Source organism: Puribacter membranae (assembly GCF_055380425.1).
In genome coordinates this window covers 580,261-604,857 of record NZ_AP040167.1, presented here as the reverse complement: position 1 = coordinate 604,857, position 24,597 = coordinate 580,261, and the positions used below count along the sequence as shown (strand labels likewise).

The 24,597-nt window shown below is 48.4% G+C and carries 14 protein-coding genes and 3 pseudogenes; 5 read left to right on the top strand and 12 right to left on the bottom strand.

Translation table 11 applies throughout. The features are described from left to right. Positions 1–5 precede the first annotated feature (5 nt). The 3 genes from ACZ41M_RS02840 to ACZ41M_RS02830 are packed head-to-tail and all read right to left on the bottom strand — an operon-like array spanning position 6 to position 2,531. A complete protein-coding gene (locus ACZ41M_RS02840; protein WP_464730377.1) occupies positions 6–548 on the bottom strand; it encodes a TraV family lipoprotein in 543 nt (180 codons plus the stop codon). Further along, positions 545–1,294: a DsbC family protein gene (locus ACZ41M_RS02835; RefSeq protein ID WP_464730378.1), complete on the bottom strand. Its 750-nt coding sequence runs from the start codon at positions 1,292–1,294 to the stop codon at positions 545–547. Before ACZ41M_RS02835 ends, ACZ41M_RS02840 begins: the two co-directional genes overlap by 4 nt. Before the next feature lies 1 nt (position 1,295). Continuing rightward, positions 1,296–2,531: a TraB/VirB10 family protein gene (locus ACZ41M_RS02830; RefSeq protein ID WP_464730379.1), complete on the bottom strand. Its 1,236-nt coding sequence runs from the start codon at positions 2,529–2,531 to the stop codon at positions 1,296–1,298. A 130-nt stretch (positions 2,532–2,661) separates the two neighbouring features. Here ACZ41M_RS02830 and ACZ41M_RS02825 point away from each other — a divergent pair. After that, positions 2,662–3,773, top strand: a pseudogene (locus ACZ41M_RS02825) (IS3 family transposase). Between the two features lie 51 nt (positions 3,774–3,824). On the opposite strand, the gene ACZ41M_RS02820 reads toward ACZ41M_RS02825, so the two are convergent. Next, positions 3,825–4,517, bottom strand: coding sequence for a TraK domain-containing protein (locus ACZ41M_RS02820; protein ID WP_464730380.1), 693 nt, complete (start codon positions 4,515–4,517; stop codon positions 3,825–3,827). 187 nt (positions 4,518–4,704) lie between these two features. Here ACZ41M_RS02820 and istA point away from each other — a divergent pair, with 187 nt between their 5' ends. The 3 genes from istA to ACZ41M_RS02805 are packed head-to-tail and all read left to right on the top strand — an operon-like array spanning position 4,705 to position 7,452. Beyond that, positions 4,705–6,216 (top strand): IS21 family transposase, encoded by a 1,512-nt coding sequence (gene istA, locus ACZ41M_RS02815; RefSeq protein WP_464730362.1) that lies wholly within the window; start codon positions 4,705–4,707, stop codon positions 6,214–6,216. Next, the gene (gene istB, locus ACZ41M_RS02810; protein WP_464730363.1) at positions 6,206–7,012 is read left to right on the top strand and encodes an IS21-like element helper ATPase IstB; all 807 of its coding nucleotides are present in this window, start codon (positions 6,206–6,208) and stop codon (positions 7,010–7,012) included. The genes istA and istB overlap by 11 nt, the downstream gene beginning before the upstream one ends. Positions 7,013–7,020: 8 nt before the next feature. Beyond that, positions 7,021–7,452: a hypothetical protein gene (locus ACZ41M_RS02805; RefSeq protein WP_464730381.1), complete on the top strand. Its 432-nt coding sequence runs from the start codon at positions 7,021–7,023 to the stop codon at positions 7,450–7,452. 78 nt (positions 7,453–7,530) lie between these two features. Here ACZ41M_RS02805 and ACZ41M_RS02800 read toward each other — a convergent pair whose 3' ends face one another. After that, a complete protein-coding gene (locus ACZ41M_RS02800) occupies positions 7,531–8,301 on the bottom strand; it encodes an IS3 family transposase (protein WP_464730382.1) in 771 nt (256 codons plus the stop codon). Between the two features lie 78 nt (positions 8,302–8,379). On the opposite strand from ACZ41M_RS02800, the pseudogene ACZ41M_RS02795 reads away from it, so the two are divergent. Then, positions 8,380–9,491: pseudogene (locus ACZ41M_RS02795) on the top strand (IS3 family transposase). Positions 9,492–9,547: 56 nt separating this feature from the next. On the opposite strand, the pseudogene tnpA reads toward ACZ41M_RS02795, so the two are convergent. The 7 genes and pseudogenes from tnpA to ACZ41M_RS02760 all read right to left on the bottom strand — a co-directional run. After that, positions 9,548–9,882: pseudogene (gene tnpA, locus ACZ41M_RS02790) on the bottom strand (IS66 family insertion sequence element accessory protein TnpA); the annotation flags it as partial. A gap of 63 nt (positions 9,883–9,945) precedes the next feature. After that, positions 9,946–10,560 carry a hypothetical protein gene (locus ACZ41M_RS02785; RefSeq protein WP_464730383.1) on the bottom strand — a complete coding sequence of 205 codons (615 nt, stop codon included), beginning with the start codon at positions 10,558–10,560 and terminating at the stop codon, positions 9,946–9,948. 143 nt (positions 10,561–10,703) lie between these two features. After that, complete coding sequence (locus ACZ41M_RS02780; protein WP_464730384.1) at positions 10,704–11,153, bottom strand: hypothetical protein; 450 nt, start codon at positions 11,151–11,153, stop codon at positions 10,704–10,706. 24 nt (positions 11,154–11,177) lie between these two features. Continuing rightward, the gene (locus ACZ41M_RS02775) at positions 11,178–11,579 is read right to left on the bottom strand and encodes a hypothetical protein (RefSeq protein ID WP_464730385.1); all 402 of its coding nucleotides are present in this window, start codon (positions 11,577–11,579) and stop codon (positions 11,178–11,180) included. Further along, positions 11,579–14,722 (bottom strand): hemagglutinin repeat-containing protein, encoded by a 3,144-nt coding sequence (locus ACZ41M_RS02770; RefSeq protein WP_464737499.1) that lies wholly within the window; start codon positions 14,720–14,722, stop codon positions 11,579–11,581. The genes ACZ41M_RS02775 and ACZ41M_RS02770 overlap by 1 nt, the downstream gene beginning before the upstream one ends. Positions 14,723–14,806: 84 nt before the next feature. Beyond that, the gene (locus ACZ41M_RS02765; RefSeq protein WP_464730387.1) at positions 14,807–15,649 is read right to left on the bottom strand and encodes an ankyrin repeat domain-containing protein; all 843 of its coding nucleotides are present in this window, start codon (positions 15,647–15,649) and stop codon (positions 14,807–14,809) included. Next, a complete protein-coding gene (locus tag ACZ41M_RS02760) occupies positions 15,646–24,579 on the bottom strand; it encodes a hemagglutinin repeat-containing protein (RefSeq protein WP_464730388.1) in 8,934 nt (2,977 codons plus the stop codon). Before ACZ41M_RS02760 ends, ACZ41M_RS02765 begins: the two co-directional genes overlap by 4 nt. Positions 24,580–24,597: the final 18 nt, after the last annotated feature.

Here is a 24,597-nt window from a genome sequence, read left to right as displayed (position 1 = left end):
TCTTCTTACTTTGGGTCTGGAATTAAATTGGGTGGCGATTGCAATGGATCCTTGGTTGTATCCGGCATTGTTTCAGCCTTATCCAACCAATTTTCATTTGTAATAGCCTTTTCTGAATTTCCGTCAGAAGCCGAATTACTGGTTCCATCCCCTAACAGTCGAATTGTTGGGCGATATTCTTCAATGATATTTTCAAAATTGTGTGAAATATTCCATTTAGAACTTCGTACAGCAACGTATACGAAGGATTGATCACGTAAATCACCTTCCTTGTCTTCCCAAGGTGCGATCCAAATTCGAAGGATAGACTCCGGAGTTCTTACTGGCATACCTGAGTACAACCCTTTTCGGAGTTCGGTATTTGCTAATGAAGTTTTATCTAATGCCCCACCATTAACTGAGCCATCATATACTTTTGACAAAGAACTACAGCCTGCGAAATTATCTGCATACGAACACTTAAAATTACTTGAAGCATCTAAACCACTGGTTGAGCATGCTGAAAGACATACTAACGCTGCGATTCCTAAGAGAAACCGAATATTCATTTATTACTCCCTAACCAGTTTTCCATGTCTTGACGTTGCATCGCACCAGGAGAAATAGAACCATTGCTATGAATCAAGGTAGGCGTGCCCGAAATTCCGTATTTATCAGCCAACGCAATATTGCGCTGGATTGGATTGGCACATTTTTTAATAGTAGGCTTTACCCCATCTAGCACATATTCTTGGAATGATTTCGCTGGATTAGATTGGCACCAAATTGATTCGGCAACCTCAGTTGCATTCGGATGTAGTGATGCAATTGGGTACAGGAATAGGTACATCGTGTAATCATCCATCCGTGAAATAGTTGACTCTAACTGCTTGCAGTATGGGCAATCTGGATCGGTAAAGACTGCAAATGTTCTTTTACCATTACCCTTTTTCACTTTGATCGCATCCTTGAGTGGCAAATCGGCAAAGTTTACTTTCGACTCTTGTGCGATCACATCACCGGTCAGGTCTTTTTGCTCCAACATGTCGAACATGCGCCCAAATAGGAAGTACCTTCCATTTTTTTCAACATAAACTATGTTTTTACCCAAAACGAGTTGATAAATACCATCAATAGGGGTCTTTTTAATATCCGTGAAACTTGTTGCTGGATAATTTCTTTTAAGATTAGCCATAACCGCATCTGAATCTGTCCATTTCTCAGGTTCAACACCTGACACAGAAGTTACTTCTCCAGCATATCCAGTTAGAATATGGAATCCTAAAATACATGCAACTAAGGCCTTCAATTTCATTTTATTCTCCAATCGTAAAACCCTTGAGTAAAACAACATCTCCACGTCTTCCTGCGTCAACTTCAATGACTGGGAACATTTTGTCAGCCAGCTTTATGTAGTACTGCGCCAAGCGATCAAAGGCATTACCTGCCCCAGAACCTAAAGCGGATTGCAGTTGTTTGCCGTTGGATACTGAACTCACGGTGCCCAATGCGGTGGTGGTTGTGGCAGTTGCGGCAGTCGTAAATCCTTGACCAAGGCCACTTAATACACCACTAATGAGTGCATTTTTTAGAACCGCGCCTTGTTTAGAGACAAGTCTGCCGCGAATACCAGCCTTGCCATCCTCACCAGCGATCCATCCCTTAATGGCGATATCAATTGCTTTGCCATCTTTATCTACACACGAAAGTTGCTCTGTGCGGATCATTGCTCTTTCTGAGCTAAGATCTCCATAGCCCGTTCCTGTAATGAAACACTCCTTGAAGTTTTGCCGAACGCGATTGGGTAATTGAGCCATATCCGCTACTCGCATTAATACTGGATGGGGGTTGGCTGTTTGGCTTTCACCCCCAGTCGGCGCATCAATCCCCCCAAGCAAGACCACTCGGAAGAACGTACCACTTGGAACGTAGGACTTTTGCGCTCGAAAATTTCCTGATGAAGTTCCTTCATTGACTGCTGAATTATTTATTACCTTTCCGCCATCAGAAACCACTTCAATGTTAGGTCGCACCCCACTAACCTTGGCTGTATATCCACTATTCGCGATATCTGAATTGCCTGCATTTTGAAGATTTGCCATATTAGGTTGGCGAGACAATGTAATGGACTCAATAAGTGACTGATTGGACTCTACTGACAACGTACCTCCAGCTTTAATTCCTTCAGGAGCAACTGGTGGAGGTGGTGTCTTACTAAGATCAATATTTGGTAATGCAGTGGCATTCCCATTTTCCAATTGCTGAGCCTTTTCCTTTTCAAGCTGAGCAATTCGTTGTTCGAGTGAATCTACCTTTGCTCCCTTATCTGCTTGCCAGACAGCCGGTCCATCTAAAATCTGATCCGGCTTACTAAGGTCGGTTTGCTCTATCTTTTTCACCGGCTCTTGCATTTTCTGATTCTCTGCCGCATTACGCTTGGTAAAAAAAGCTGTGCCTGCGCCAATTGCAGTAATCACTCCAAAAATTGTCACCGCCGTCATCAATTGTCGTTTGCGTGCAGAACTCATGGGGGTTTTATTGCCAAATTTCATTACAATTCCAATCAATTCGCAAAAACTACATACACATCGGTTTTTTCATTGGGTTGTAATTGGGTAATACCCCCTAAAAAAGCCAGCACCTAAAAGTAGAACCCTTTAAACTAACCCAAAGGAGTTTTACATGAAAGTATCCAAATTCAGCGACAGCCAAATCGCCAGCATTCTAAAACAAGCCGAGTCAGGCGTACCCGTACCCGCACTGTGTCGTGAGCATGGCATCAGCAGTGCCACCTTCTACAAATGGCGCAGCAAATACGCAGGCATGGACGCAAACCTCATGAGCCGCCTCAAAGCCTTAGAAGCCGAGAACACGCGCCTGAAAAAACTCTATGCCGAATCCCAGCTGCACACCGACATCCTCAAGGAGTGCCTTGCAAAAAAGTAAGCGCGTCATCTCGTAAAGAGATGGCGCAACAACTGCACAACGATAAAAACATCAGCATCCGTGCGTCCTGCGAACTCATGAGTATCTCAGAAAAACGCTTTCGCCACATCCCAACGCGCGCGCAAGCCAACGCCATGATAGCCGCTAAACTGATCGAGTTGACCACCACCAAAGGACAAAACACATGGGGCTTTCGATTATGCTACCTGCACATCCGCAACGTCTTGGGCTGGAAATACAACCACAAACGCATCTACCGCATTTACTGCAAACTCGGGCTCAACTTGCGCCTGATTCCCAACAAACGCCTTGACCGAGAAACACCGCAACCACTCGAAGTGCCCGACGCAATGGATGTGACGTGGTCAATCGACTTCACCCACGACAACCTCGAGGATGGGCGCAGCATCCGCTCATGCAACGTCATTGACGACCACAACCGAGAAGGGTTGTTGGCAGAAATCAACTTCTCAATCCCCGCAACCACGCTGACGCGCTATCTCGACCAACTCATTGAATGGCGTGGTAAACCTCAAGCGATACGCTCGGACAACGGCCCTGAATTCATCAGCCACCACTACCAACAATGGGCGCAAAAGCACGACATTAAACTGCTCTACATCCAACCTGGAAACCCACAGCAGAACGCCTACATTGAACGCTTTAACCGAACCATGCGCTATGAATTGCTCAATCAGACATTATTTGAGTCACTCGAACACGCTCAAATCGAGGCGACACAGTGGCTGTGGTGTTACAATAACAACCGTCCTCATATGTCGCTCGGTGGATTCACTCCAGCGCAAACGCGTATGATGGCTTTAACAAACTCACGCGTCCTGCACTAAACGCAGGACTTGTGTTGATTCTACTTTTAGATGCCGCCCTTTTAGGGGGTATTACCATTGGTGCTCCAAAATAACAACGGCAATAACCCCCTTCTTAAAAAACTCCTGTTCATCTAAAACCATTTGTTTACCAGAAATGTTTGTCAAATTAAAAAGTTGAGCCTGCATATTCGGAGTGGTGCATTGGCCAATCTTGACGAAGAATGCTTCCTTCCATAAAGGAACCTCTTCGCCACTGTAATCACCACATGAAACATCACCATCAAGTTGTCGCGTAGTAATTGCTTTAATAAAACTTTTGATTGAGGAAGTATAAGCTTCGGAATTACGTTGTAATTCTCGTGATTGACTCAATGTTGACTGATTAGCACGAGCCTGATTTTCACGCACAGCGCTGCCTTCACGAATGATGATGCTATCTGCATCCATCACTGTGGGTTTAAGCTTCAATAAATAGTTATTTCCACGCTCAGATTTAATAAATAAATTGATTGGCTTTGATACTAAAGGTCGAATATAGACCTGGCCGGTAACTTCATCTTTTTTGGTATCAAGTTCCCCTACAATTGCCTGCAAGTCTGATATGTACCCATCTTCGATAGAAATACGTGTCATTTCCTTTTTCGAAACATTGACTGTTTGTGCAATGTCTAGTAGACCATTAACATACTGAGTGGCAAATGCAGAGATTGGAGCAATCATCCCGATTAGACCTGCAATAGATAGTTTCCACCATGAGTTCATTTCGACTCCAAACTTTGGTTATTGGTTGATCCAGTAGTATTTTGAGAATTCACTTCTGAATTTGTAAATGACACTTTAAAACTGAGCCACTTACCGCGCAGTATGTTTAAAAAACGCGGAGTAAAAGTGAGCCACTGTTAAGCGCGTTAGACTTTGCTTTTAGAAGAGCAAAGGAAGCGCAATAAGGATGTTTACAGTGGACACATACGCACAAGTCAGACGAGCTGTGCTGATAGAAGGTCGCAGTCGCCGCTCGGTGGCTCAAGAATTAGGATTATCACGCAACACGGTCGCCAAGATGGTCAAACACCATCTGCCACCTGGTTATCGCCGCAAAGCGGCCCCCGTTTCCCCCAAGCTGGATGCATTTACGGGCATCATTGACCAGATACTCGAAGACGACAAATTGGTCATCAAGAAGCAGCGCCACACCGCCAAACGAATCTTGGAACGATTGCGAGACGAGCACGGTTTTACGGGTGGCTATACGATTGTGCGCAGCTATGTCATGAAACAACAGTTACGGATGCGAGAGGTGTTTATGCCTTTGCATCATCCAGCGGGTCAAGCGCAAGCAGACTTTGGCGAGACCGACATCATCTATCGCGGCTGCAAGACGCGCGTGCATTACTTTTGCCTGTCATTACCGCATTCTGATGCATTCTATGTGAAGGTTTACCCAGCCGAGACCACAGAGGCATGGCTCGATGGCCATGTCAGCGCATTTGCTTGGTTGGGCGGCATTCCGCAATCGATTCTGTACGACAACAGCAAGATGTTGGTGTCGAGTATCAACAAACAAACCAAAGAGCGCACGCTCACCGATGCGTTCAAACGTCTACACTGTCATTATCTGTTTGATACGCGCTTCGGACGACCTGCGCGTGGCAATGACAAGGGAAAGGTGGAAGGCATTGTGGGCTATAGTCGCCGTAACTTTCTAGTGCCGATGCCACGTGTGCAATCCCTTGATGAGCTCAATGTGCGTTTACAAGAGGCATGCGAGCGGCGGCTAAAGGCTGTATTGCGTGGACATTCGGGGACGATTGGCGCACGGTTGCAGGCAGACAAAGCACATTTCTTGCCGTTGAGCGACGTGCCGTTCGATGCGTGTGAATCGGTATCCACCAAAGTCAGTTCGCTGTCATTGGTGCGCTATCGCTGCAACGACTATTCGGTTCCGACCGAATATGCCTATCAAACCGTGCAGGTGCGTGGTTATGTGGACAGAGTCGTGATTGGTCACGCAGCCAAGGTGATTGCCGTGCATGAGCGCAATTATGGCAAAGCGCAGTTTGTCTATAACCCTTTGCATTATCTGGCTTTACTCGAAACCAAGCCGAATGCACTCAATCAAGCTGCACCGTTACACGGTTGGGCTTTGCCAGAGGACTTCGAGCGACTGCGCAGGTTGATGGAAGCTCGTTTGGGCAATGGGGGACGGCGTGAGTACATTCAGGTATTGCGATTGCTTGAAGACTTTGGTGAGGAAGAAGTCGCCGTTGCGGTTGAGGAATCTTTGCGTTTGTCCACCATCAGTTATGATGCGGTCAAACATTTGGTATTGGCCAAGCATGAGCGTCGTCAGCCACGTTTGAATCTATCGGCTTATCCACACGTACCACAAGCATCGGTGGGCACGACTGATACCCGTGCTTACATGAGCCTGTTGACACAGGAGGTGCGCCATGTCGCTTAATCAATTGTCAACGATGGAAACCTCTGTGCCGCCAGCCGTATTACTCAACCACCATTTGAAGCAACTGCGTTTGCCCACCTTTGTACGCGAACACGAGAAGGTGGCACTTGAATGCGCTCAAGGCGATGTGGACTATCAGCGTTACTTACTGCGCCTGTGCGAACTCGAACACATCGACCGCGAGCGGCGCAACATCGAGAGGCGAATTCGCCAAGCCAAGTTTCCGCAAGTCAAAGGGCTGGACACGTTTGACTTTAAGGCGATTCCGAGCTTGAACAAATCATTGGTGCTTGAATTGGCACGTTGCGAGTGGATTGAACAGCGTGAGTCGGTGATTGCTTTGGGCAATGCGGGGACGGGTAAAACCCATACCGCTCTGGCATTGGGATTGGCGGCTTGCCAGAAGAATCATTCGGTCTTCTTCAGTACCGCTGCCGCGTTGGTGCATGAGCTGATGGAGGCGCGGGATGAGCGGCGTTTACGGGCTTTGCAAAAACAATTGGCGCGAGTGCAATTGCTGATTGTTGATGAGTTGGGTTATGTGCCGTTTACCGCTGTGGGTGCTGAGTTGTTGTTCGAGGTTTTTAGCCGACGCTATGAGCAAGGGGCAACATTGGTCACCAGTAACTTGCCGTTTGATGAATGGACTTCGGTGTTTGGTTCCGAGCGTTTGACTGGCGCTTTGCTCGACAGACTCACACATCATGCTCATATCCTTGAAATGAATGGTGATAGCTACCGACTTGAGGCGCGTAAACGACGCAAAAATGATAAGGAGGCTAATTTGGACGGTTGATTGAGTTTATGATATCGGGATTTACGATACAATCCTCTACGAGGACTTCGGTCTATTTTTTTAATGCTCAGTGGCTCTACTTTACTCCGTCATCTGGCTCAATTTTACTGTGCGATTTACAATATCCAGAGAAATATTTTAAAAATGGTTTTGAACATCTTTTTTATTATCAAATTCCATCAAATATATACACTAGTCCACTTATAGTTAAAGTAATTGAATACTATGAAGATGGACTTTCATTATCAACTCTTTACGATAAGAGCAATACTTTGGGAGTTATGGTGAAAGAGTTAAAGTCAGTACCATTTAAATGGGTATTTTATAAAAAAATTATCATTTTCTTTATGAAACCTAAAAATATTATTAAAAATATAATATCTGAAGATAGGTATTATGCGATTAAAAAAAGTTTAGGACTTAAAGGTAAAAGATCTTAACCAATTAAAATCTATATGCACTGGTAATACCCCCTAAAAGGGCGGCATCTAAAAGTAGAATCAACACAAGTCCTGCGTTTAGTGCAGGACGCGTGAGTTTGTTAAAGCCATCATACGCGTTTGCGCTGGAGTGAATCCACCGAGCGACATATGAGGACGGTTGTTATTGTAACACCACAGCCACTGTGTCGCCTCGATTTGAGCGTGTTCGAGTGACTCAAATAATGTCTGATTGAGCAATTCATAGCGCATGGTTCGGTTAAAGCGTTCAATGTAGGCGTTCTGCTGTGGGTTTCCAGGTTGGATGTAGAGCAGTTTAATGTCGTGCTTTTGCGCCCATTGTTGGTAGTGGTGGCTGATGAATTCAGGGCCGTTGTCCGAGCGTATCGCTTGAGGTTTACCACGCCATTCAATGAGTTGGTCGAGATAGCGCGTCAGCGTGGTTGCGGGGATTGAGAAGTTGATTTCTGCCAACAACCCTTCTCGGTTGTGGTCGTCAATGACGTTGCATGAGCGGATGCTGCGCCCATCCTCGAGGTTGTCGTGGGTGAAGTCGATTGACCACGTCACATCCATTGCGTCGGGCACTTCGAGTGGTTGCGGTGTTTCTCGGTCAAGGCGTTTGTTGGGAATCAGGCGCAAGTTGAGCCCGAGTTTGCAGTAAATGCGGTAGATGCGTTTGTGGTTGTATTTCCAGCCCAAGACGTTGCGGATGTGCAGGTAGCATAATCGAAAGCCCCATGTGTTTTGTCCTTTGGTGGTGGTCAACTCGATCAGTTTAGCGGCTATCATGGCGTTGGCTTGCGCGCGCGTTGGGATGTGGCGAAAGCGTTTTTCTGAGATACTCATGAGTTCGCAGGGTAATACCCCCTAAAAAAGCCAGCACCTAAAAGTAGAACCCTTTAAACTAACCCAAAGGAGTTTTACATGAAAGTATCCAAATTCAGCGACAGCCAAATCGCCAGCATTCTAAAACAAGCCGAGTCAGGCGTACCCGTACCCGCACTGTGTCGTGAGCATGGCATCAGCAGTGCCACCTTCTACAAATGGCGCAGCAAATACGCAGGCATGGACGCAAACCTCATGAGCCGCCTCAAAGCCTTAGAAGCCGAGAACACGCGCCTGAAAAAACTCTATGCCGAATCCCAGCTGCACACCGACATCCTCAAGGAGTGCCTTGCAAAAAAGTAAGCGCGTCATCTCGTAAAGAGATGGCGCAACAACTGCACAACGATAAAAACATCAGCATCCGTGCGTCCTGCGAACTCATGAGTATCTCAGAAAAACGCTTTCGCCACATCCCAACGCGCGCGCAAGCCAACGCCATGATAGCCGCTAAACTGATCGAGTTGACCACCACCAAAGGACAAAACACATGGGGCTTTCGATTATGCTACCTGCACATCCGCAACGTCTTGGGCTGGAAATACAACCACAAACGCATCTACCGCATTTACTGCAAACTCGGGCTCAACTTGCGCCTGATTCCCAACAAACGCCTTGACCGAGAAACACCGCAACCACTCGAAGTGCCCGACGCAATGGATGTGACGTGGTCAATCGACTTCACCCACGACAACCTCGAGGATGGGCGCAGCATCCGCTCATGCAACGTCATTGACGACCACAACCGAGAAGGGTTGTTGGCAGAAATCAACTTCTCAATCCCCGCAACCACGCTGACGCGCTATCTCGACCAACTCATTGAATGGCGTGGTAAACCTCAAGCGATACGCTCGGACAACGGCCCAGAATTCATCAGCCACCACTACCAGCAATGGGCGCAAAAGCACGGCATTAAACTGCTCTACATCCAACCTGGAAACCCACAGCAGAACGCCTACATTGAACGCTTTAACCGAACCATGCGCTATGAATTGCTCAATCAGACATTATTTGAGTCACTCGAACACGCTCAAATCGAGGCGACACAGTGGCTGTGGTGTTACAATAACAACCGTCCTCATATGTCGCTCGGTGGATTCACTCCAGCGCAAACGCGTATGATGGCTTTAGCAAACTCACGCGTCCTGCACTAAACGCAGGACTTGTGCTGATTCTACTTTTAGATACCGCCTTTTTAGGGGGGATTACCGCAGGACGCACGGATGCTGATGTTTTTATCGTTGTGCAGTTGTTGCGCCATCTCTTTACGAGATGACGCGCTTACTTTTTTGCAAGGCACTCCTTGAGGATGTCGGTGTGCAGCTGGGATTCGGCATAGAGTTTTTTCAGGCGCGTGTTCTCGGCTTCTAAGGCTTTGAGGCGGCTCATGAGGTTTGCGTCCATGCCTGCGTATTTGCTGCGCCATTTGTAGAAGGTGGCACTGCTGATGCCATGCTCACGACACAGTGCGGGTACGGGTACGCCTGACTCGGCTTGTTTTAGAATGCTGGCGATTTGGCTGTCGCTGAATTTGGATACTTTCATGTAAAACTCCTTTGGGTTAGTTTAAAGGGTTCTACTTTTAGGTGCTGGCTTTTTTAGGGGGTATTACCCAGGAGCCAAGGCCTCTGATGCGCCCGCTGAAATCCCTGCGGTCAACGCATCATTGCCACCCGCAGCGGCAACGGCAGCGGCAGCGGCCAATACGGTATGCGCCACAATATGTGCGGTGGAGCCTTCGGCCTGTTGACCTTTGAAGTACTGCCCTACGGCATACTGAAGTGCCGGTGCGGCCGCATTGGCAATCGTACCCGCTGCGCCGGTAGAGGTTGGCCCCGACAAGCCGCCTGCGATCATATCCACCAGTACACCGCCTTGCTGCCAGTTCTTAATCGCTGCATTGGCCTCGTTTAATTTCTGCACTGCGGCTTGATCATTCGGATTAAGTGTTAATACGGCTTCGGCTTCTTTGACGGCCTGCTGCTGTTTGTCCACCTGCTTATTAATCTCGGCCTTCACCCCTTGGCGCGTGGTATCAAACTGCTGAGTGACTGCCACTTGCAGCCCAATCTCTTTCTGCACCGCATCTTTATCAAAGTTGTTCGCAATCGCACCGCTGTTGGCCTGTACCGTGTCGGTGGTGGTGTCGGTTTTGACTTGGGCTTTGATCTGCTCGACGTGGGTGCCGGTGGCATTCTGCCCTGCGGCATCGGTGACTTTCATTCGTACGATTATGCTGCGCTAATCGTACCTCCCACTCTGGCGGAAAACGGTGGCAATAGTAAGCTTTTTGGTATTCATACCCTATTCTATCGCCCTTTCGTTTTAATACCAATTTAACCTGATGATACCTGCGGACAGAGCACTCAATGATGATCCAAGAAGTCCTTCAAATATTGGTCCGATAAAATTATCTCATTCAAAATCTGAAATACCTCTTCTTTTAGAGGATGTTGTTTTGCCTCAACCTTTGTAATTTTAACCCCTAATAGAGAATTGTTTTTCCAAGGTGCCTCTTGTGGATCAATAAAAAATAACTGATATTCTTTTGCAGCTGAGTATATTTTTAAATTAAAGCATAGCCTGTCTTTTTCTGTTGTAGACTCATCCCAATCTCCAATTCCTAAGGCTACATAAGCACAATTATCCTTATGGCTTACTACCCAGCTAGCATAATATATGGCATGAGCATCATTATTCTTGTAAACAAATCCATGAGTTATGCGACATATCTCCATACAACACTGGCATTTTGAAGATTCCAAACCTTCCGCAACTTCAACTGAATAGGGGAAAAGTAGCTGATTTTTTTCCATTTTTGATATTCCTTTGTGCTTTTGTTACTCTTTTGGCGATACCCGTGCAACCGAAGCAGCCGTTACAATATCATTTTCCAGCCAAAATATTGCTCCAAGACTATCAAATGTATAACAGTCGTTGTTATCATCATAAAGAAACTTTTCTTCAATCAATAAATTAATTAGCTCTTGGCGAGATAACCCAATCAAATTAATGTCATCTAGATAAAGATTAGTCCATGTTTCAATAGATTCCAGCACCCCCATAGCATTGATACTAAACCAAACATGATGCTCATATAAAAAATGTAAGGCTCCTTCTTCGTAATCCGGTAAGCCTACAATTTCATGTGTATTCATAAACTCTATTGCATTGGTTAGTGCCTCTCCTAACTGCCACTCATTAATTTTTGTATTTGGAGTCCAATGGAAAATACTTGTCATTATCTATTTCCTTTCGGCTTCATCGAATGATTTTCTCCAGAGTTTTGATATTTATTACGCCAATGATCTATTTGTCTTTGAATTTCAGCCTTTTCTTTCTTTGTTGCGCCATTTGCTTTTGCCTGAGCCATTTGAGCTTGCGCAGCATCTAACTTCACTTTAGCCGCTTCTCGTGCAGCTTCACTGGCATGCTGTGCATTTTTCCCACCGCCAGTGGTTCGAATCGCGGATGCATTTTTTCCTCGCGAGGTTGCCATAACGATAACATTAGCGATCGCTCTTCTTGTAAAGCCAGAATACTCCTCGCGTGACTCTTTAATGTACTCATCTGCAATTTGATAAACTTGTTGATCATTCAGATTTGGATAAACAGACCTAACTTGATTCACAACTGCAGGATAATACATTGAATCCTCAAACAACTTATCCCATCTTTCTATATCACCACAATCACCAAAAGCGGCACACTGAAGCTTTGCCTTTCCTATAAGAGCATCCTGTTGTTTACTCTTCCAATCTGCCTTTTGCTCCTGCCAACCCTCACAAAATATACTTCCATCGCAAGCCTTCTTTGCTTTCTCAAGGTTTAATTTTTGCTGAATAGTAAGGATATTATCCTCCACCGCACTACTCGCGAGCTGAGAACTCGAAACCACATCTGTCCCAGTCCCACCAGCACCCGCAGTCAACCCAGCGGCTCCGAGTGAGACGATATTACTGACGGTTTGTTTTTGTTCGGCGGTGAGTTTACTCGCTATCACATTCCCATTTTCATCTTTCTCGATGCCTGCGGTGTTGCCAAACAACCAATTCGCTACTTTCGGCGCAAGCAGTTCTGCGCCACCCGCGCTCAATCCAGCTGTGAGTGCATCATTGCCACCCGCTGCGGCAACGGCAGCGGCCAATACGGTATGCGCCACGATATGTGCTGTGGAGCCTTCAGCTTTTTGGTCTTTGAAGTACTGCCCCACAGCATACTGAAGTGCTGGTGCAGCCGCATTGGCAATTGTACCCGCTGCGCCGGTAGAAGTCGGCCCCGACAAACCGCCTGCGATCATATCGACCAGCACACCGCCTTGTTGCCAGTTTTCAATCGCGGCATTGGCATCGGCTAATTTCTGCGCTGCGGCTTGATCATTTGGATTCAATTTCAATGCAGCTTCGGCTTCTTTGACAGCCTGCTGTTGTTTGTCCACCTGCTTGTTGATCTCGGCCTTCACGCCTTGGCGCGTGGTATCAAACTGCTGAGTAACCGCCACTTGCAGGCCAATTTCCTTCTGCACCGCGTCTTTATCAAAGTTATTCGCAATCGCACCGCTGTTGGCCTGTACCGTGTCGGTGGTGGTATCGGTCTTAACCTGTGCTTTGATCTGTTCAACACTGATGCCGGTGGCATTCTGACCTGCTGCATCCGTGATGGCGATGTTCGATGTGTTGATGCCGCTGGTGGTGGTACTGCGGTCGTGTCCGCTGTCTGAGCCGTAGCCGATGGATTTAGTCACGGTGGTGCCGGCTTTGCCTTGCTGATTATCGGCCACAACGCCGTTGGTGTTCGCGCCCTGAGCCGCCCATTTGCCCTGTTCTCCTTTACCATTGACCCCAAATCCACCGCCCATGCCAAACCCGCTGGCGCTGTAGTCGGCGTGGTTTTGAATATCGCTGGCGCTGAGTGTGCCGGTGGTAAAACTGTTGCGTCCTGCATCCTCAGCGGCCTGTGTGCTGGTGATGATGCCGCCTTTGAGGTCAGTGTGTTTCTTGACGTTGACGTTATACCCGCCGTCACCAGCGAGAATGCCGGATTGCTCGTTGACACTGGCGTAGTCGGCATTGGTTTTGTTTTGGCTGTAGTTGCCGCTGGCGGAGAAGCCGTAGCCAACCGTGACCTGCGCACTGGCATCCATTTGTTTGCTGTCGTACTGATTCGTATCTTGGCGTGATTCGATGGTGAGGTTGTTGGTGTCCAGCTCAACCCGTTGCCCCAGTAGCTGCGCACCCGCCAATGTGGTATCGCCGCCGGCTTGAACCAGCGTTTGCCCGGTTTGGCTGCCCACATGGCTGTTCACTTGAGTGACGCTCGTGCCTTCACCCTTGCCTTTGCCGACATTACCGCCGGCGGTCACACCGAAGGCAAGACCGCCTTTGCCGTAGGAGATCGCCACACCCGCATTCCAGCCGCTGGATTTGTTGGCGCTGTGTTCCTCGCTGGTATTCTGTGCCGATTCGAGTATGACGTTGTTATCGGCAATCAGACGGGTGGCATCGGTACCACTGATGTTGCTGCCTTGAACATGGATGTTGCTGTCTGTGCCGGCGCCCGTGGCGATGATGTTGACTTCTTTGCCTGCCACATTGCTGGAAACCGCCTCGGTGCCTTTGGTATGAGTTTCCTGCTTGGATTGCGACGAGCCAACGGTGATGCTAACGCTGACATTGAGGTCTTTGGCACTTTGCACATTTTGTAAACCTTTGAGCGCATCGGCGGCTTTAACGGCGGTGTAGGCGGTATTGGCCGCTGCCATGGCGTTGACACGGTCGTTCTTGCTCTGTCCCACTGTCTTAGCGGTATCGGCCACCGCCATGACGGCATTGACCACCGGCACATTGACCGCGATGGTCAAACCGCTTTGTTTGGTCTGATGCACGGTATCGTTGGCGTAGGTGTTCTGCCCGGCAGTGATGTCCACGGATTTGGCAACGATGTTGACCGTATCACCGGCCACAAACTGCCCATCGACCGATTGCCCCGAAGTCACGCTGCTGCCGGTTTGCTGGTAGTGATTGCCGGCCACGATGTTGACTTTACCACTCAGACTACCGACCTGTGAGCCGGTCTGGGTGATGTTGGTGTTGTCGGTGTCGGTGGAGTCTTGTTTCTTGCCGATCATAAAACCTATGCCGCCAGTACCCATAAGGCCGGACTTCTTAACCTCTTTGAAGTTGCTGGTGGTTTTGCTGTTGCTGGCTGCGAGGATGTTGACATCATTGCCGGCATTGATTTGGGTCAAGTTGTCTGAGACGACATTTGAGCCCCAAATTAGTGTATTGTGTCCGGTAATTAACACAACTTGTTTACCTGTGAGGTCACTGCTTTGCGATGTGTCTGAGCTCCGGCTTTTGCAGGTTCCTAACTCCTCAAACGACAAAAGCCACAGCAATTTATTGCTGTGGCTTTCGGGAGTATAAAAAAAAGTGTTCAACTTAAAATTCCTAAAAATTTTTTAAAGAATTTAATAATCTTCCCCATGAGAAATTAAAAATTCTTTAAGCATCAGTCCATAACGTAATTGCTCTTTCGCACTGTTACGCAACTCCTCTGATAAATCACTATTCCTTGCCCTATTATCGAACGCCATATTTTCAGCTCGAACCAAATCAACTAATCTATTTACTCTATCACTGCGTTCATATAGACACAATGGCTCTTTAAATTCAGCTTTTCGTTCAACAACCAAAAAATAAATAAATGACAAAGTCGTTTCTGATATCGCCAAACACTGAAATTCACTTGCATCCCTTGCATTAATCAATGCATCAGCACCTAATAAAATTTTAGCTATATCTATACTTTGCATAATAGCAGCAAGATGCAAAGGTGGTTTAGCAGCAAGTCCATCATATTTTCCAGGGTGATGATCGTATAAATTAACATCGGCGCCATGCTCAATTAAACTCTTTACATACCGAGTGTCATGCTCACCACTATTATTCATTTTTCGATAAAGAATTGCAGCTTGTAAAGCCGTCTCATGCCCATGAGTTTCTTGCAAATTAGGATCAGCACCTTTATCCAACAACGCCACCATAGAATCATATTTATATCTTTTAACCGCTATTGTTAAGAGGGTTACACCATAGCGCGGTTCACGAAAATCAACAGAAATCTCTCCTTTATCAAGTATTTGATTGATTTTAGCAACATCACTCGCTTCAATTGCTTTGGCTAAACCCCAAGCCGGCGTTCCCCTAAATAGAAGAATATCATCACCTAAGAGCTTTTCATCTTTTTGATTGCATCCCGTTAGTAATAGCATTACAGCGAGAGAAAACAAATAATGAAGATATTTCATCATTTATTCTCCTCTAGTACATTGGGTTTAAATAACTGATCGCCCACACTATCAATCGAATGATTAAGAATAGAATGAACAGCATCATTAAAAGTTGAAGATGGGCTTACAGGCATCCTATCTGGTTTGCGCAAAACAGTCGTATTGGGCACAGACAAATTCAAAAGATTTTGACCGCTAGTAACAATCTCTCCTTGAATTGCATAATTACGAATAATTGGCTGTTGACCTGTATTTTGTCCTGAAAAATATTGAATACTGTTTGGATGCAACGCAGCTCCACTAAAACACGTCACATTACTACCTGTAGCAAGTCCATATGCTGAGCCAGTTCCACATCCCAATGAATGTCCAACGGCTTCTGTTCTGGATGCAGGAAGTTTCAAATCAATAACTCCTGAAACAGTTTGAGTGTACTGCTCAGGAATTTTGCCCAGTGTTTGATCGCGATCAACATAAAAATCAACAGCTCCATTTTTTGGTAAGCTTCCTGCTGTTGCCACTACATAATACATTTTCCCATCTGTTCCCAACCTTTGATATACGCGGTAATCTGCGCCTGTCTTCTGATCATGAAGGTCACTGTCAGGTTTAACAGACCACCCTCCAGAAACACCTTGTGATTGATCATTATAAGTATCTTTAGCTTGCTCTAATCGCTCTTTATCGGTTGGTTTTATTCCCAGAGTATAAGCATCATATGTATCCACAACAACATACTCATCTTTCGTTTCTGTTGTGGTGGTCTTTGTTACATGATCATATTTAACCCTTTGAATTTGTTTTTTTTGAACGATAGCAATTTTGTCATAACCTTTTTCCTTACCAACTATACTATTACTACTGAAAACCTTACCAGCTAGCGTAGTTAACATCTCATTATCCTCTACCGCACTGCTCGCCAACTGAGAAGCCTGTACAACATCGCCAACAGATCCACCAGCGCCCGCAGTCAACCCAGCGGCTCCGAGTGAGACGATATTACTGACGGTTTGTTTTTGTTCAGCAGTGAGTTTGCTGGCAATGACATTGCCGTGTTCATCCTTCTCAACCCCTGCCGTATTGCCATAAAGCCAATTCGCTACTTTTGGCGCTAAGGCTTCAGCACCGCCTGCACTCAAACCTGCTGTAAGTGCATCATTACCACCCGCTGCGGAAACTGCAGCGGCCAATACGGTATGTGCCAGAACATGAAGCGCAGAACCCTCCTCAGGTCGAGTGCCTGCCGTGCCCGTCATGAGTTTATCTAACTCATTCTTCGCTTGATTGTCCTTGAATATCTGACCAATCTGATACTGAACGGCTGGTGCAGCAGTCGCTGCCGCAATACCCAAGGCTGAACTGGTCGGAGCAGACAAACCACCCGCGATCATGTCGGTCAGCGTACCTGCGTTTTGCCAAGAATTGATTTTCTGCTCAATGGCGGCTTTTTCCTCTAAGGTTTTGGCGGCTTTCAATTCAGCTTGTAAACCATCAATGTGCTGGTTAATCTCCGCCTTCACCCCTTGGCGCGTGGTATCAAACTGCTGAGTGACCGCTACTTGCAGGCCAATCTCTTTCTGCACCGCGTCTTTATCAAAGTTGTTCGCAATCGCACCGCTATTGGCCTGTACTGTATCGGTGGTGGTAGCGGTTTTGACTTGGGCTTTGATCTGCTCAACGTTGGAGCTGGTGGCATTCTGCCCTGCGGCATCGGTGATGCTGATGTTCGATGTGTTGATACCGCTGGTGGTGATGCTGCGGTCGTATCCGCTGTCTGAACCATAGCCGATGGACTTGTTGACATTGCTCACCTGACCATTGCTACCGAAGTTTTGTAGTTTGCTGTCTTTGTCCTGCGTACCGCTGCCACCGACAGAGAAGCCACCACCGATACCAAACCCGCTGGCGCTGTAGTCGGCGTGATTTTGAATGTCGCTGGCGCTGAGTGTGCCGGTGGTAAAGCTATTCTTGCCTGCGTCCTCAGCCGCCTGCGTGCTGGTGATGATGCCGCCTTTGAGGTCAGTGTGTTTCTTGACGTTGACGTTATACCCGCCGTCACCAGCGAGAATGCCGGATTGCTCGTTGACACTGGCGTAGTCGGCATTGGTTTTGTTTTGGCTGTAGTTGCCGCTGGCGGAGAAGCCGTAGCCAACCGTGACCTGCGCACTGGCATCCATTTGTTTGCTGTCGTACTGATTCGTATCTTGGCGTGATTCGATGGTGAGGTTGTTGGTGTCCAGCTCAACCCGTTGCCCCAGTAGCTGCGCACCCGCCAATGTGGTATCGCCGCCGGCTTGAACCAGCGTTTGCCCGGTTTGGCTGCCCACATGGCTGTTCACTTGAGTGACGCTCGTGCCTTCACCCTTGCCTTTGCCGACATTACCGCCGGCGGTCACACCGAAGGCAAGACCGCCTTTGCCGTAGGAGATCGCCACACCCGCATTCCAGCCGCTGGATTTGTTGGCGCTGTGTTCCTCGCTGGTATTCTGTGCCGATTCGAGTATGACGTTGTTATCGGCAATCAGACGGGTGGCATCGGTACCACTGATGTTGCTGCCTTGAACATGGATGTTGCTGTCTGTGCCGGCGCCCGTGGCGATGATGTTGACTTCTTTGCCTGCCACATTGCTGGAAACCGCCTCGGTGCCTTTGGTATGAGTTTCCTGCTTGGATTGCGACGAGCCAACGGTGATGCTAACGCTGACATTGAGGTCTTTGGCACTTTGCACATTTTGTAAACCTTTGAGCGCATCGGCGGCTTTAACGGCGGTGTAGGCGGTATTGGCCGCTGCCATGGCGTTGACACGGTCGTTCTTGCTCTGTCCCACTGTCTTAGCGGTATCGGCCACCGCCATGACGGCATTGACCACCGGTACATTGACCGCGACGGTCAAGCCACTTTGTTTGATCTGATGTACGGTATCGTTGGCGTAGGTATTCTGTCCAGCGGTGATGTCCACGGATTTGGCAACAATATTGACCGCATCGCCGGCCACAAACTGCCCATCGACCGATTGACCGGAGGTGACACTGCTGCCGGTCTGCTGATAGTGATTACCAGCAACAATATTGACTTTACCGCTCAAACTACCCACTTGTGAGCCGGTTTGGGTCACATGGGTGTTGTCGGTGTCGGTGGATTGCTGCTTACTACCGATCATAAAACCGAAACCGCCCGTTCCGAGCAATCCCGACTGCTTACTGACGCTGAAGCCTTCGGCGGTTTGGGTGTTTTGAGCGGCGAGGATGTTGACATCATTGCCCGCGTTGATTTGGGTTAAATTGTCTGATACCACGTTTGAGCCGACGACGTTGGCATCATACCCCGCTTGAATCAATACCTGCTGACCGGTCACATTGCTACCGGTAGCGGTATTGGTCTGTGACTTTTGATGGGTCTGACTCATGGAGCTGGAGAGGAATCCGCTCTCTTTGTGATAGGAGTTGGACTCGTAGTTGAGCTGGTCTTGAGCGGCGAGGAGGTTGATGTCCTTGTCTGCCGAAAGTATCACTTTGCCTGTGTCGCTGTTGATATTGGCTGCGGTGGCGGTGATGCTGTCTTTGGCTTTGAGTTGGACATTGCCTGTGGTATTGATTTGTGTACCTACCTGATTAGTCGCTAGGTATTTGCTGTTATTGACATCACTGGCGACTAAATCTACACCGGATTGGGCTTGTACGGTGTTCAGGTTGATATTGCCACCTGCGCTGACGACGGTTTGGTTCTTGCTGTCGTTTTGAATGCTGGCGGCCGTTAGGTTGACGTCGCGTCCGGCTTTGACCGACAGGCTGGTCATGGCTTGATCGCTCGTTGTACTATCGCTGCCATTACCCACATACAGTCCGGCCACACGATCGACTTGCGTGAGCGTAGAACCCGATAGACCGGCGTGTGATTGAGCGGTGCTGGTGGTGCTGATGACATTAACATCGCGTCCAGTTTCAATGTTCATAGCGGTGTGTGCATTGACAGTACCGCCAATGTTGTTGAAGTCCAACTGAGCTTTGGTATCAATGAGGTTGCTTTGAATCAAGCCACTGTTGGTGATATTGTTGGCATCCATTTTAATCAGATGGCGTCCCAGTAAGGTACCACTGTTGTCCAGATTACCACTGAGTTTGAGATCCATGCTGTTGGCAGAAATCAAGGCGCCCTCACCGGTCACATCACCCGGTTTGACCGCAACATAGACTTTCGGTACGAGGGCTTGTACTGTGTTCCCGTTCGGCAAGGTCACGGTCTCTTCCACCAGCCAAACAATATCACTGGTCAGACGCGCCAATTGTTCCGGTGTCAAGGCAATGCCTGGGCGCAGGTTGTACTGTCCCGCGAAAGTTACACCGGCACTCATCAGAGCTTTGTATTGGTCGTCGTCGCTGTTGTGTCCCGTGAGGAAACGCCGCCCCGTCAACTGCGCCACTTGATCACGAATGAGTTTTTGTTCGTAGTAGCCGTCGCCCAGACGTTTATGCAAATTCGCGGGATCTAGATTAAGCGCGCTCAGCATATAGTCACTGGAGAGCCATTGACCATAGCTGGTAAAACGCGGGTCGGTCTGTACATAACTACCCGATGCATTCGGGTTGAGCGTGAACAGGCTGCTGTTTGGTACGGTGATGCTATCACTGGTAGTGTTGCGAATATTGACCCAGCCGGTTAGGCCTTGAGTCGTTTGACTATTGGCACTATCGGTACTGGCACTGCCTCCGGTAAATGAGTTATTGACCGTGGTGGTATTGTTGGCCGTTGGGGCAGAGCCGGTGATATAGCCACCTAAGTTCTCTTGTACCAAGTCATTGTGCAGTTTGACTTTATCATCCGTAAAGACGAGTTGACCATATTCCCCCGCTCCATTCCAGCCATAACGAATCCGATATGGGTCATATTCGATGTTGTCACCACTCCATGTACCTTTTAGCTCAATGCTCTTGGATCCATATACTTCCTGATTGCGAATGGCGCGGCCATCTGTATCCAGTTTGCCGCCCGCAATGATCTTGCTGTTGTCATTGAAGATATCACTGTTTTTGAAGGTCATCGCCCCACCGCTGCTGATCACGGCAGCTTGGCCTGGGTTGTCGATTTTGCTTTCCCGCGTTTTACGCTGATTGATGTAGATGCTGTGATAATCACGCAAAGCAGCATAGTGTCCACGATTAATATAATCGTTGTTATACGCTTTAAGTTTAGGAATGAGCCCAGTGTAGTCGCCAGCTTGTACTTTAAACAGTGCCCAAATCGGGTCTTCAATTTTATATGAAGAAGGATTTAAGCTATAAGTATGGCGTTGATACCCTTCACTGAATGGATATTGCTCACTCGGAGGAACATATTCCAAACGTGTAATATTATTGGGAGAGAAAATCCTATTGTCTATCCAATCACCACATTTATAACATCGCCCTAAGTCTTCCACTTTAAAAAGTTTTATTGCCAGCTGCGGATCAGGTGCAAAAACGAAACGAATATAGTGTTCTTGCGGAATATTCTCGATGGTCTCATGAGTGGAGTAGCTAAAGCCAATATTGCGGTTGTTGACCTGAGCGCTGGCAATGGTCATATTGCCTTGCGATTCAATGGTACTTCCAAGATTATCGACCACCTGAGCACTGCCACTGGTTTGGTAATTGGCATCCAGACTACCGCCTATATTTAAATCGCCTTCACTGTGAATCAGTCCGCCATTTTGGTTGATCAGGTGATTGCCTACCAAGTTTAAAGTGCCACTGCGCGTAGCAATCACGCCGATGTCGTGATTGTTGAGATCACCGGACATGGCCAACTGGTCGCCATAAATACGACCGCTATTGTCGGTACTACCCGAGCGGATGAGTGTGGTTTTACCGTCGATTAAGCCTTGATTGCTCAACGTTCCTGCTGTGGTGATCTGGGTGGTTTGTTTGCTGCTGATCTCCCCGCTGGATTGATTGGTCAGGTTGTTGACCGTCAGTTGTACGGCTTGTCCGTTGATTTTGCCTTGATTGGTGAAATTTTGGGCGGAGATGGTCGCCAATGCGCCAGCGCTGATCTGCGCAGAGCTGGTCATATTCGCTTGTGCGGTGAGGTTGAGATTTTCATTAGCGGATAGTTGCCCAGCTAAGTTAGCGGTTTGCGTGGTCAGATCCAGTTGGCCGGTACTGGTAATTCTGCCATCGGTGTTGTTCACGCTCGTAGCGTTGATCGTGTTTTGTTGTGCGCTTTCGATCAAACCACTTTGATTGTTCAAGTCGGCGGTATTAACAGTGACCGCATTGGCCGATACGGTGCCTTGTTGGTTATTGAGTACGCTCACGCGAAGGTCGGCAGTGTCGCCACTGAGCACCCCTTTGGCACTGTTGTCCAAAGAGGCCGCTTGAACCGTAACAGCGCCGGTTTCGCTCCAGATTTGCCCGCCTTGATTGCTGAGGTTCTGATTCAAGGTGAAGTGGGCTTGATCCTTTGCCCCTGCTTTGCCTTGGTTATTGTTCAGACTGTTGGCCGTGACGCTCAGGTTTTGTCCTTGCAGATTGCCTTGTACGCTGCTGATATCAGCGCTGTTGAGCGTAACGGCTTGATTGCTTTGAATTCGCCCACTGTTGTTGTTCAGATTGCCAGATTGCAGGCTGAGGTTCTGCAACGCCACCAGACCTTGTGTCTCGCTGTTGGTATTCTGATTTGTCAGGGTTTGCCCTTGGGTGTTGATGCCCAAAGTGGTACCGGCATAGATCAAACCAGAGGTATTGTCTAAGGCCTGACTGGTGATTTGCGCATCCTTTTGCGTGATGATGGAGCCGGAGATATTGTTGATGGCACCAGTGGTGATCTGAGTTTGCACCGCGCTGATGCGACCACTTTGGTTGTTCAGCTCGGATGAGTTGAGTTTTAGCTCATTGCCTGCGACGATCTGACCCGATTGGTTACTTAAAGCACCCGTTGGGCTACTGAGGGTGAGGTTTTGTCCAGAACCGATGATACCGCTGTCGTTGGTGATACCCTGTGCGGATAGGTTTAAGGCTTGGTTGGCTTTGATGGTACCGCTGGCATTGTCTACCACACCAGTACTGGTCAGATTGAGCGTGCTTTGGCTGGAGCTGATACTGCCCTTTTGACTGTTCTGTACACTGCCTGCCGTAATGTTCACCGCCTGATTCGCGCCGATTGTACCGGCTTGGTTGTTCAACAGGCCACTGCTGTTGAGCGTAAGGGTATCGATGGCCTGGATACTACCTTGAGTATTGTTGGTGGTTTTTTGGGTCAATTGAATGCTTTGTGCACTGATCTTGCCCGCTTGGTTATTCAAGCTATCGGTCGTGGAATTGAGTGTACCACTCAATGCTAACTGACCACTGCTGTTATCCAGTGTGCTGCCTTTGACCGTCAAATTGCGTAAATCCAGAGTGGCATGGTTCTCTAGACCGGTGGTACTGGTCAGGTCAATCCCGCCATTGGCAGTGATGCGTCCCGAATCGTTGTTCACCGCGCCGCTGATATTGATGACACCATCGGCCAACGCGACGGGTGCAGGTTGTACCACGGTACTGCTGCCGCCTCCGTTAGCGGTGCTTGGTGTGCTGCTACCTGTACCACTGCCGGTGTTACCGCTACTGCCGGTCCCTGTCCCTGTGCCGGTACCACTGCTCAGGGGTTCGTAGCCAATCAGGCCGTTATTGACGTTGCTCAGACTGCCGGAATTCAGCGCGAGTGCTTGTGTGCCGGTTTGTTGGATTTTACCGTTGGTGTTGTTGAGGCTATTGGCGTTCAACTCAATCCGCTGGCCGTTGATGGTGCCTTTGCTGTTGTTGATGTCGCTGGCATTGAGTTTGAGTTCACGACCGGCGGCCAAAGTGCCGCTGTTCATCGCTTGTCCGGTTTGTATCTGGGTGTTGCCTTGGCTGGAGATGGTGCCGCTGTTGTTGAGGCTTTGTGACTTGATTTGCGTAGCCGCTGCGCCGTTGCCATCGAGGTTGGCATTAATCGTACCGCTGTTGCTCAGTTGTCCGTTGACATCAACGGTGACATGGCCTGCACTGGCGGCGATTTGTCCGGCGTTGTTCACGCCAACACCTTGCTCGGTCCCAATCAGGGTGATCTTGCCAGCATACATGCCGCCTAGAGCACTGGTGTCTATGGCGAACTGAGGACTGTTGCCAGTTTGACTGCCGGGGGTTACAGCGTCATTGCTTGCATTGATGACGTTGATTCCGGTGGTGACTTTGAGTTGGTTGGCCCAGATACCTGCATTGATTTGTACGGAGCGAGCGAGGATGTCGGTGTAGTCACTGCCTTGGGTGTTGAGACCTTGGCCGTTGACGCTGATCTGCCCTTGGTTGACTTGGTAACCGCTCAGATTGCCATTGGCAAGGATGGGGTTGCCGGTACTGAGGGTGGTGCGTGAGGCGTTGAGGAAGGTGGCACCGTTGACTTGGATTCCGGCGGGATTGGCAATGATGACTTCGGCGCGGTTGCCTGCGATTTCTATGTTGCCGTTGAGCAAGCTGGGATTGCTGCTGTTGACTTGGTTGACGATCACGCGGGCTGTGCCGGTGGCGAGCCAGGGGTTGCCTTGAATCCAACCAGCGGTTTGGGTGTTGGCATTGGTTCGGCTGTTGTTGAGAATGGTGCCGTTGCTTTGCGTATCGAATTGTTTATATTGGTTCATCGACACGCCACCCGCTGTGGGGGTTTGGATATTGACCTGCGTCGCGCCACTGGCGGTGTTGAGAATGGTCGGCTGTTCGGTTTTTGGGGCATTCGGGTCGGCCACGATGGTACCAGCGTGCACTGGCAGGATTTGTGCCGTGCCCAGCGTGAGCATGAGCGCGAATACCAGCGGTTTGATCTGCGTAGTGGTAATGCCGTTGCTGTAGCCTGTGGTTTGCGAGCCTTTACCTTGGTTGCTGACGATTTCGGACACCACGTCCATTCGACCCAGGCGTTTGTTGAAGATGATTTTGTGTGCGTATTGGTTCATGATGTGTCCTGTTGGATT

What these genes read in the sequence shown, in the direction of transcription:
- ACZ41M_RS02765 (WP_464730387.1), bottom strand. Translation starts at nt 15,649, where the DNA reads ATGATGAAATATCTTCATTATTTGTTTTCTCTCGCTGTAATGCTATTA.
- ACZ41M_RS02780 (WP_464730384.1), bottom strand. Translation starts at nt 11,153, where the DNA reads ATGGAAAAAAATCAGCTACTTTTCCCCTATTCAGTTGAAGTTGCGGAA.
- ACZ41M_RS02785 (WP_464730383.1), bottom strand. Translation starts at nt 10,560, where the DNA reads ATGAAAGTCACCGATGCCGCAGGGCAGAATGCCACCGGCACCCACGTC.
- ACZ41M_RS02840 (WP_464730377.1), bottom strand. Translation starts at nt 548, where the DNA reads ATGAATATTCGGTTTCTCTTAGGAATCGCAGCGTTAGTATGTCTTTCA.
- istB (WP_464730363.1), top strand. Translation starts at nt 6,206, where the DNA reads ATGTCGCTTAATCAATTGTCAACGATGGAAACCTCTGTGCCGCCAGCC.
- ACZ41M_RS02820 (WP_464730380.1), bottom strand. Translation starts at nt 4,517, where the DNA reads ATGAACTCATGGTGGAAACTATCTATTGCAGGTCTAATCGGGATGATT.
- ACZ41M_RS02800 (WP_464730382.1), bottom strand. Translation starts at nt 8,301, where the DNA reads ATGAGTATCTCAGAAAAACGCTTTCGCCACATCCCAACGCGCGCGCAA.
- ACZ41M_RS02775 (WP_464730385.1), bottom strand. Translation starts at nt 11,579, where the DNA reads ATGACAAGTATTTTCCATTGGACTCCAAATACAAAAATTAATGAGTGG.
- ACZ41M_RS02830 (WP_464730379.1), bottom strand. Translation starts at nt 2,531, where the DNA reads ATGAAATTTGGCAATAAAACCCCCATGAGTTCTGCACGCAAACGACAA.
- ACZ41M_RS02805 (WP_464730381.1), top strand. Translation starts at nt 7,021, where the DNA reads ATGATATCGGGATTTACGATACAATCCTCTACGAGGACTTCGGTCTAT.
- istA (WP_464730362.1), top strand. Translation starts at nt 4,705, where the DNA reads ATGTTTACAGTGGACACATACGCACAAGTCAGACGAGCTGTGCTGATA.
- ACZ41M_RS02760 (WP_464730388.1), bottom strand. Translation starts at nt 24,579, where the DNA reads ATGAACCAATACGCACACAAAATCATCTTCAACAAACGCCTGGGTCGA.
- ACZ41M_RS02835 (WP_464730378.1), bottom strand. Translation starts at nt 1,294, where the DNA reads ATGAAATTGAAGGCCTTAGTTGCATGTATTTTAGGATTCCATATTCTA.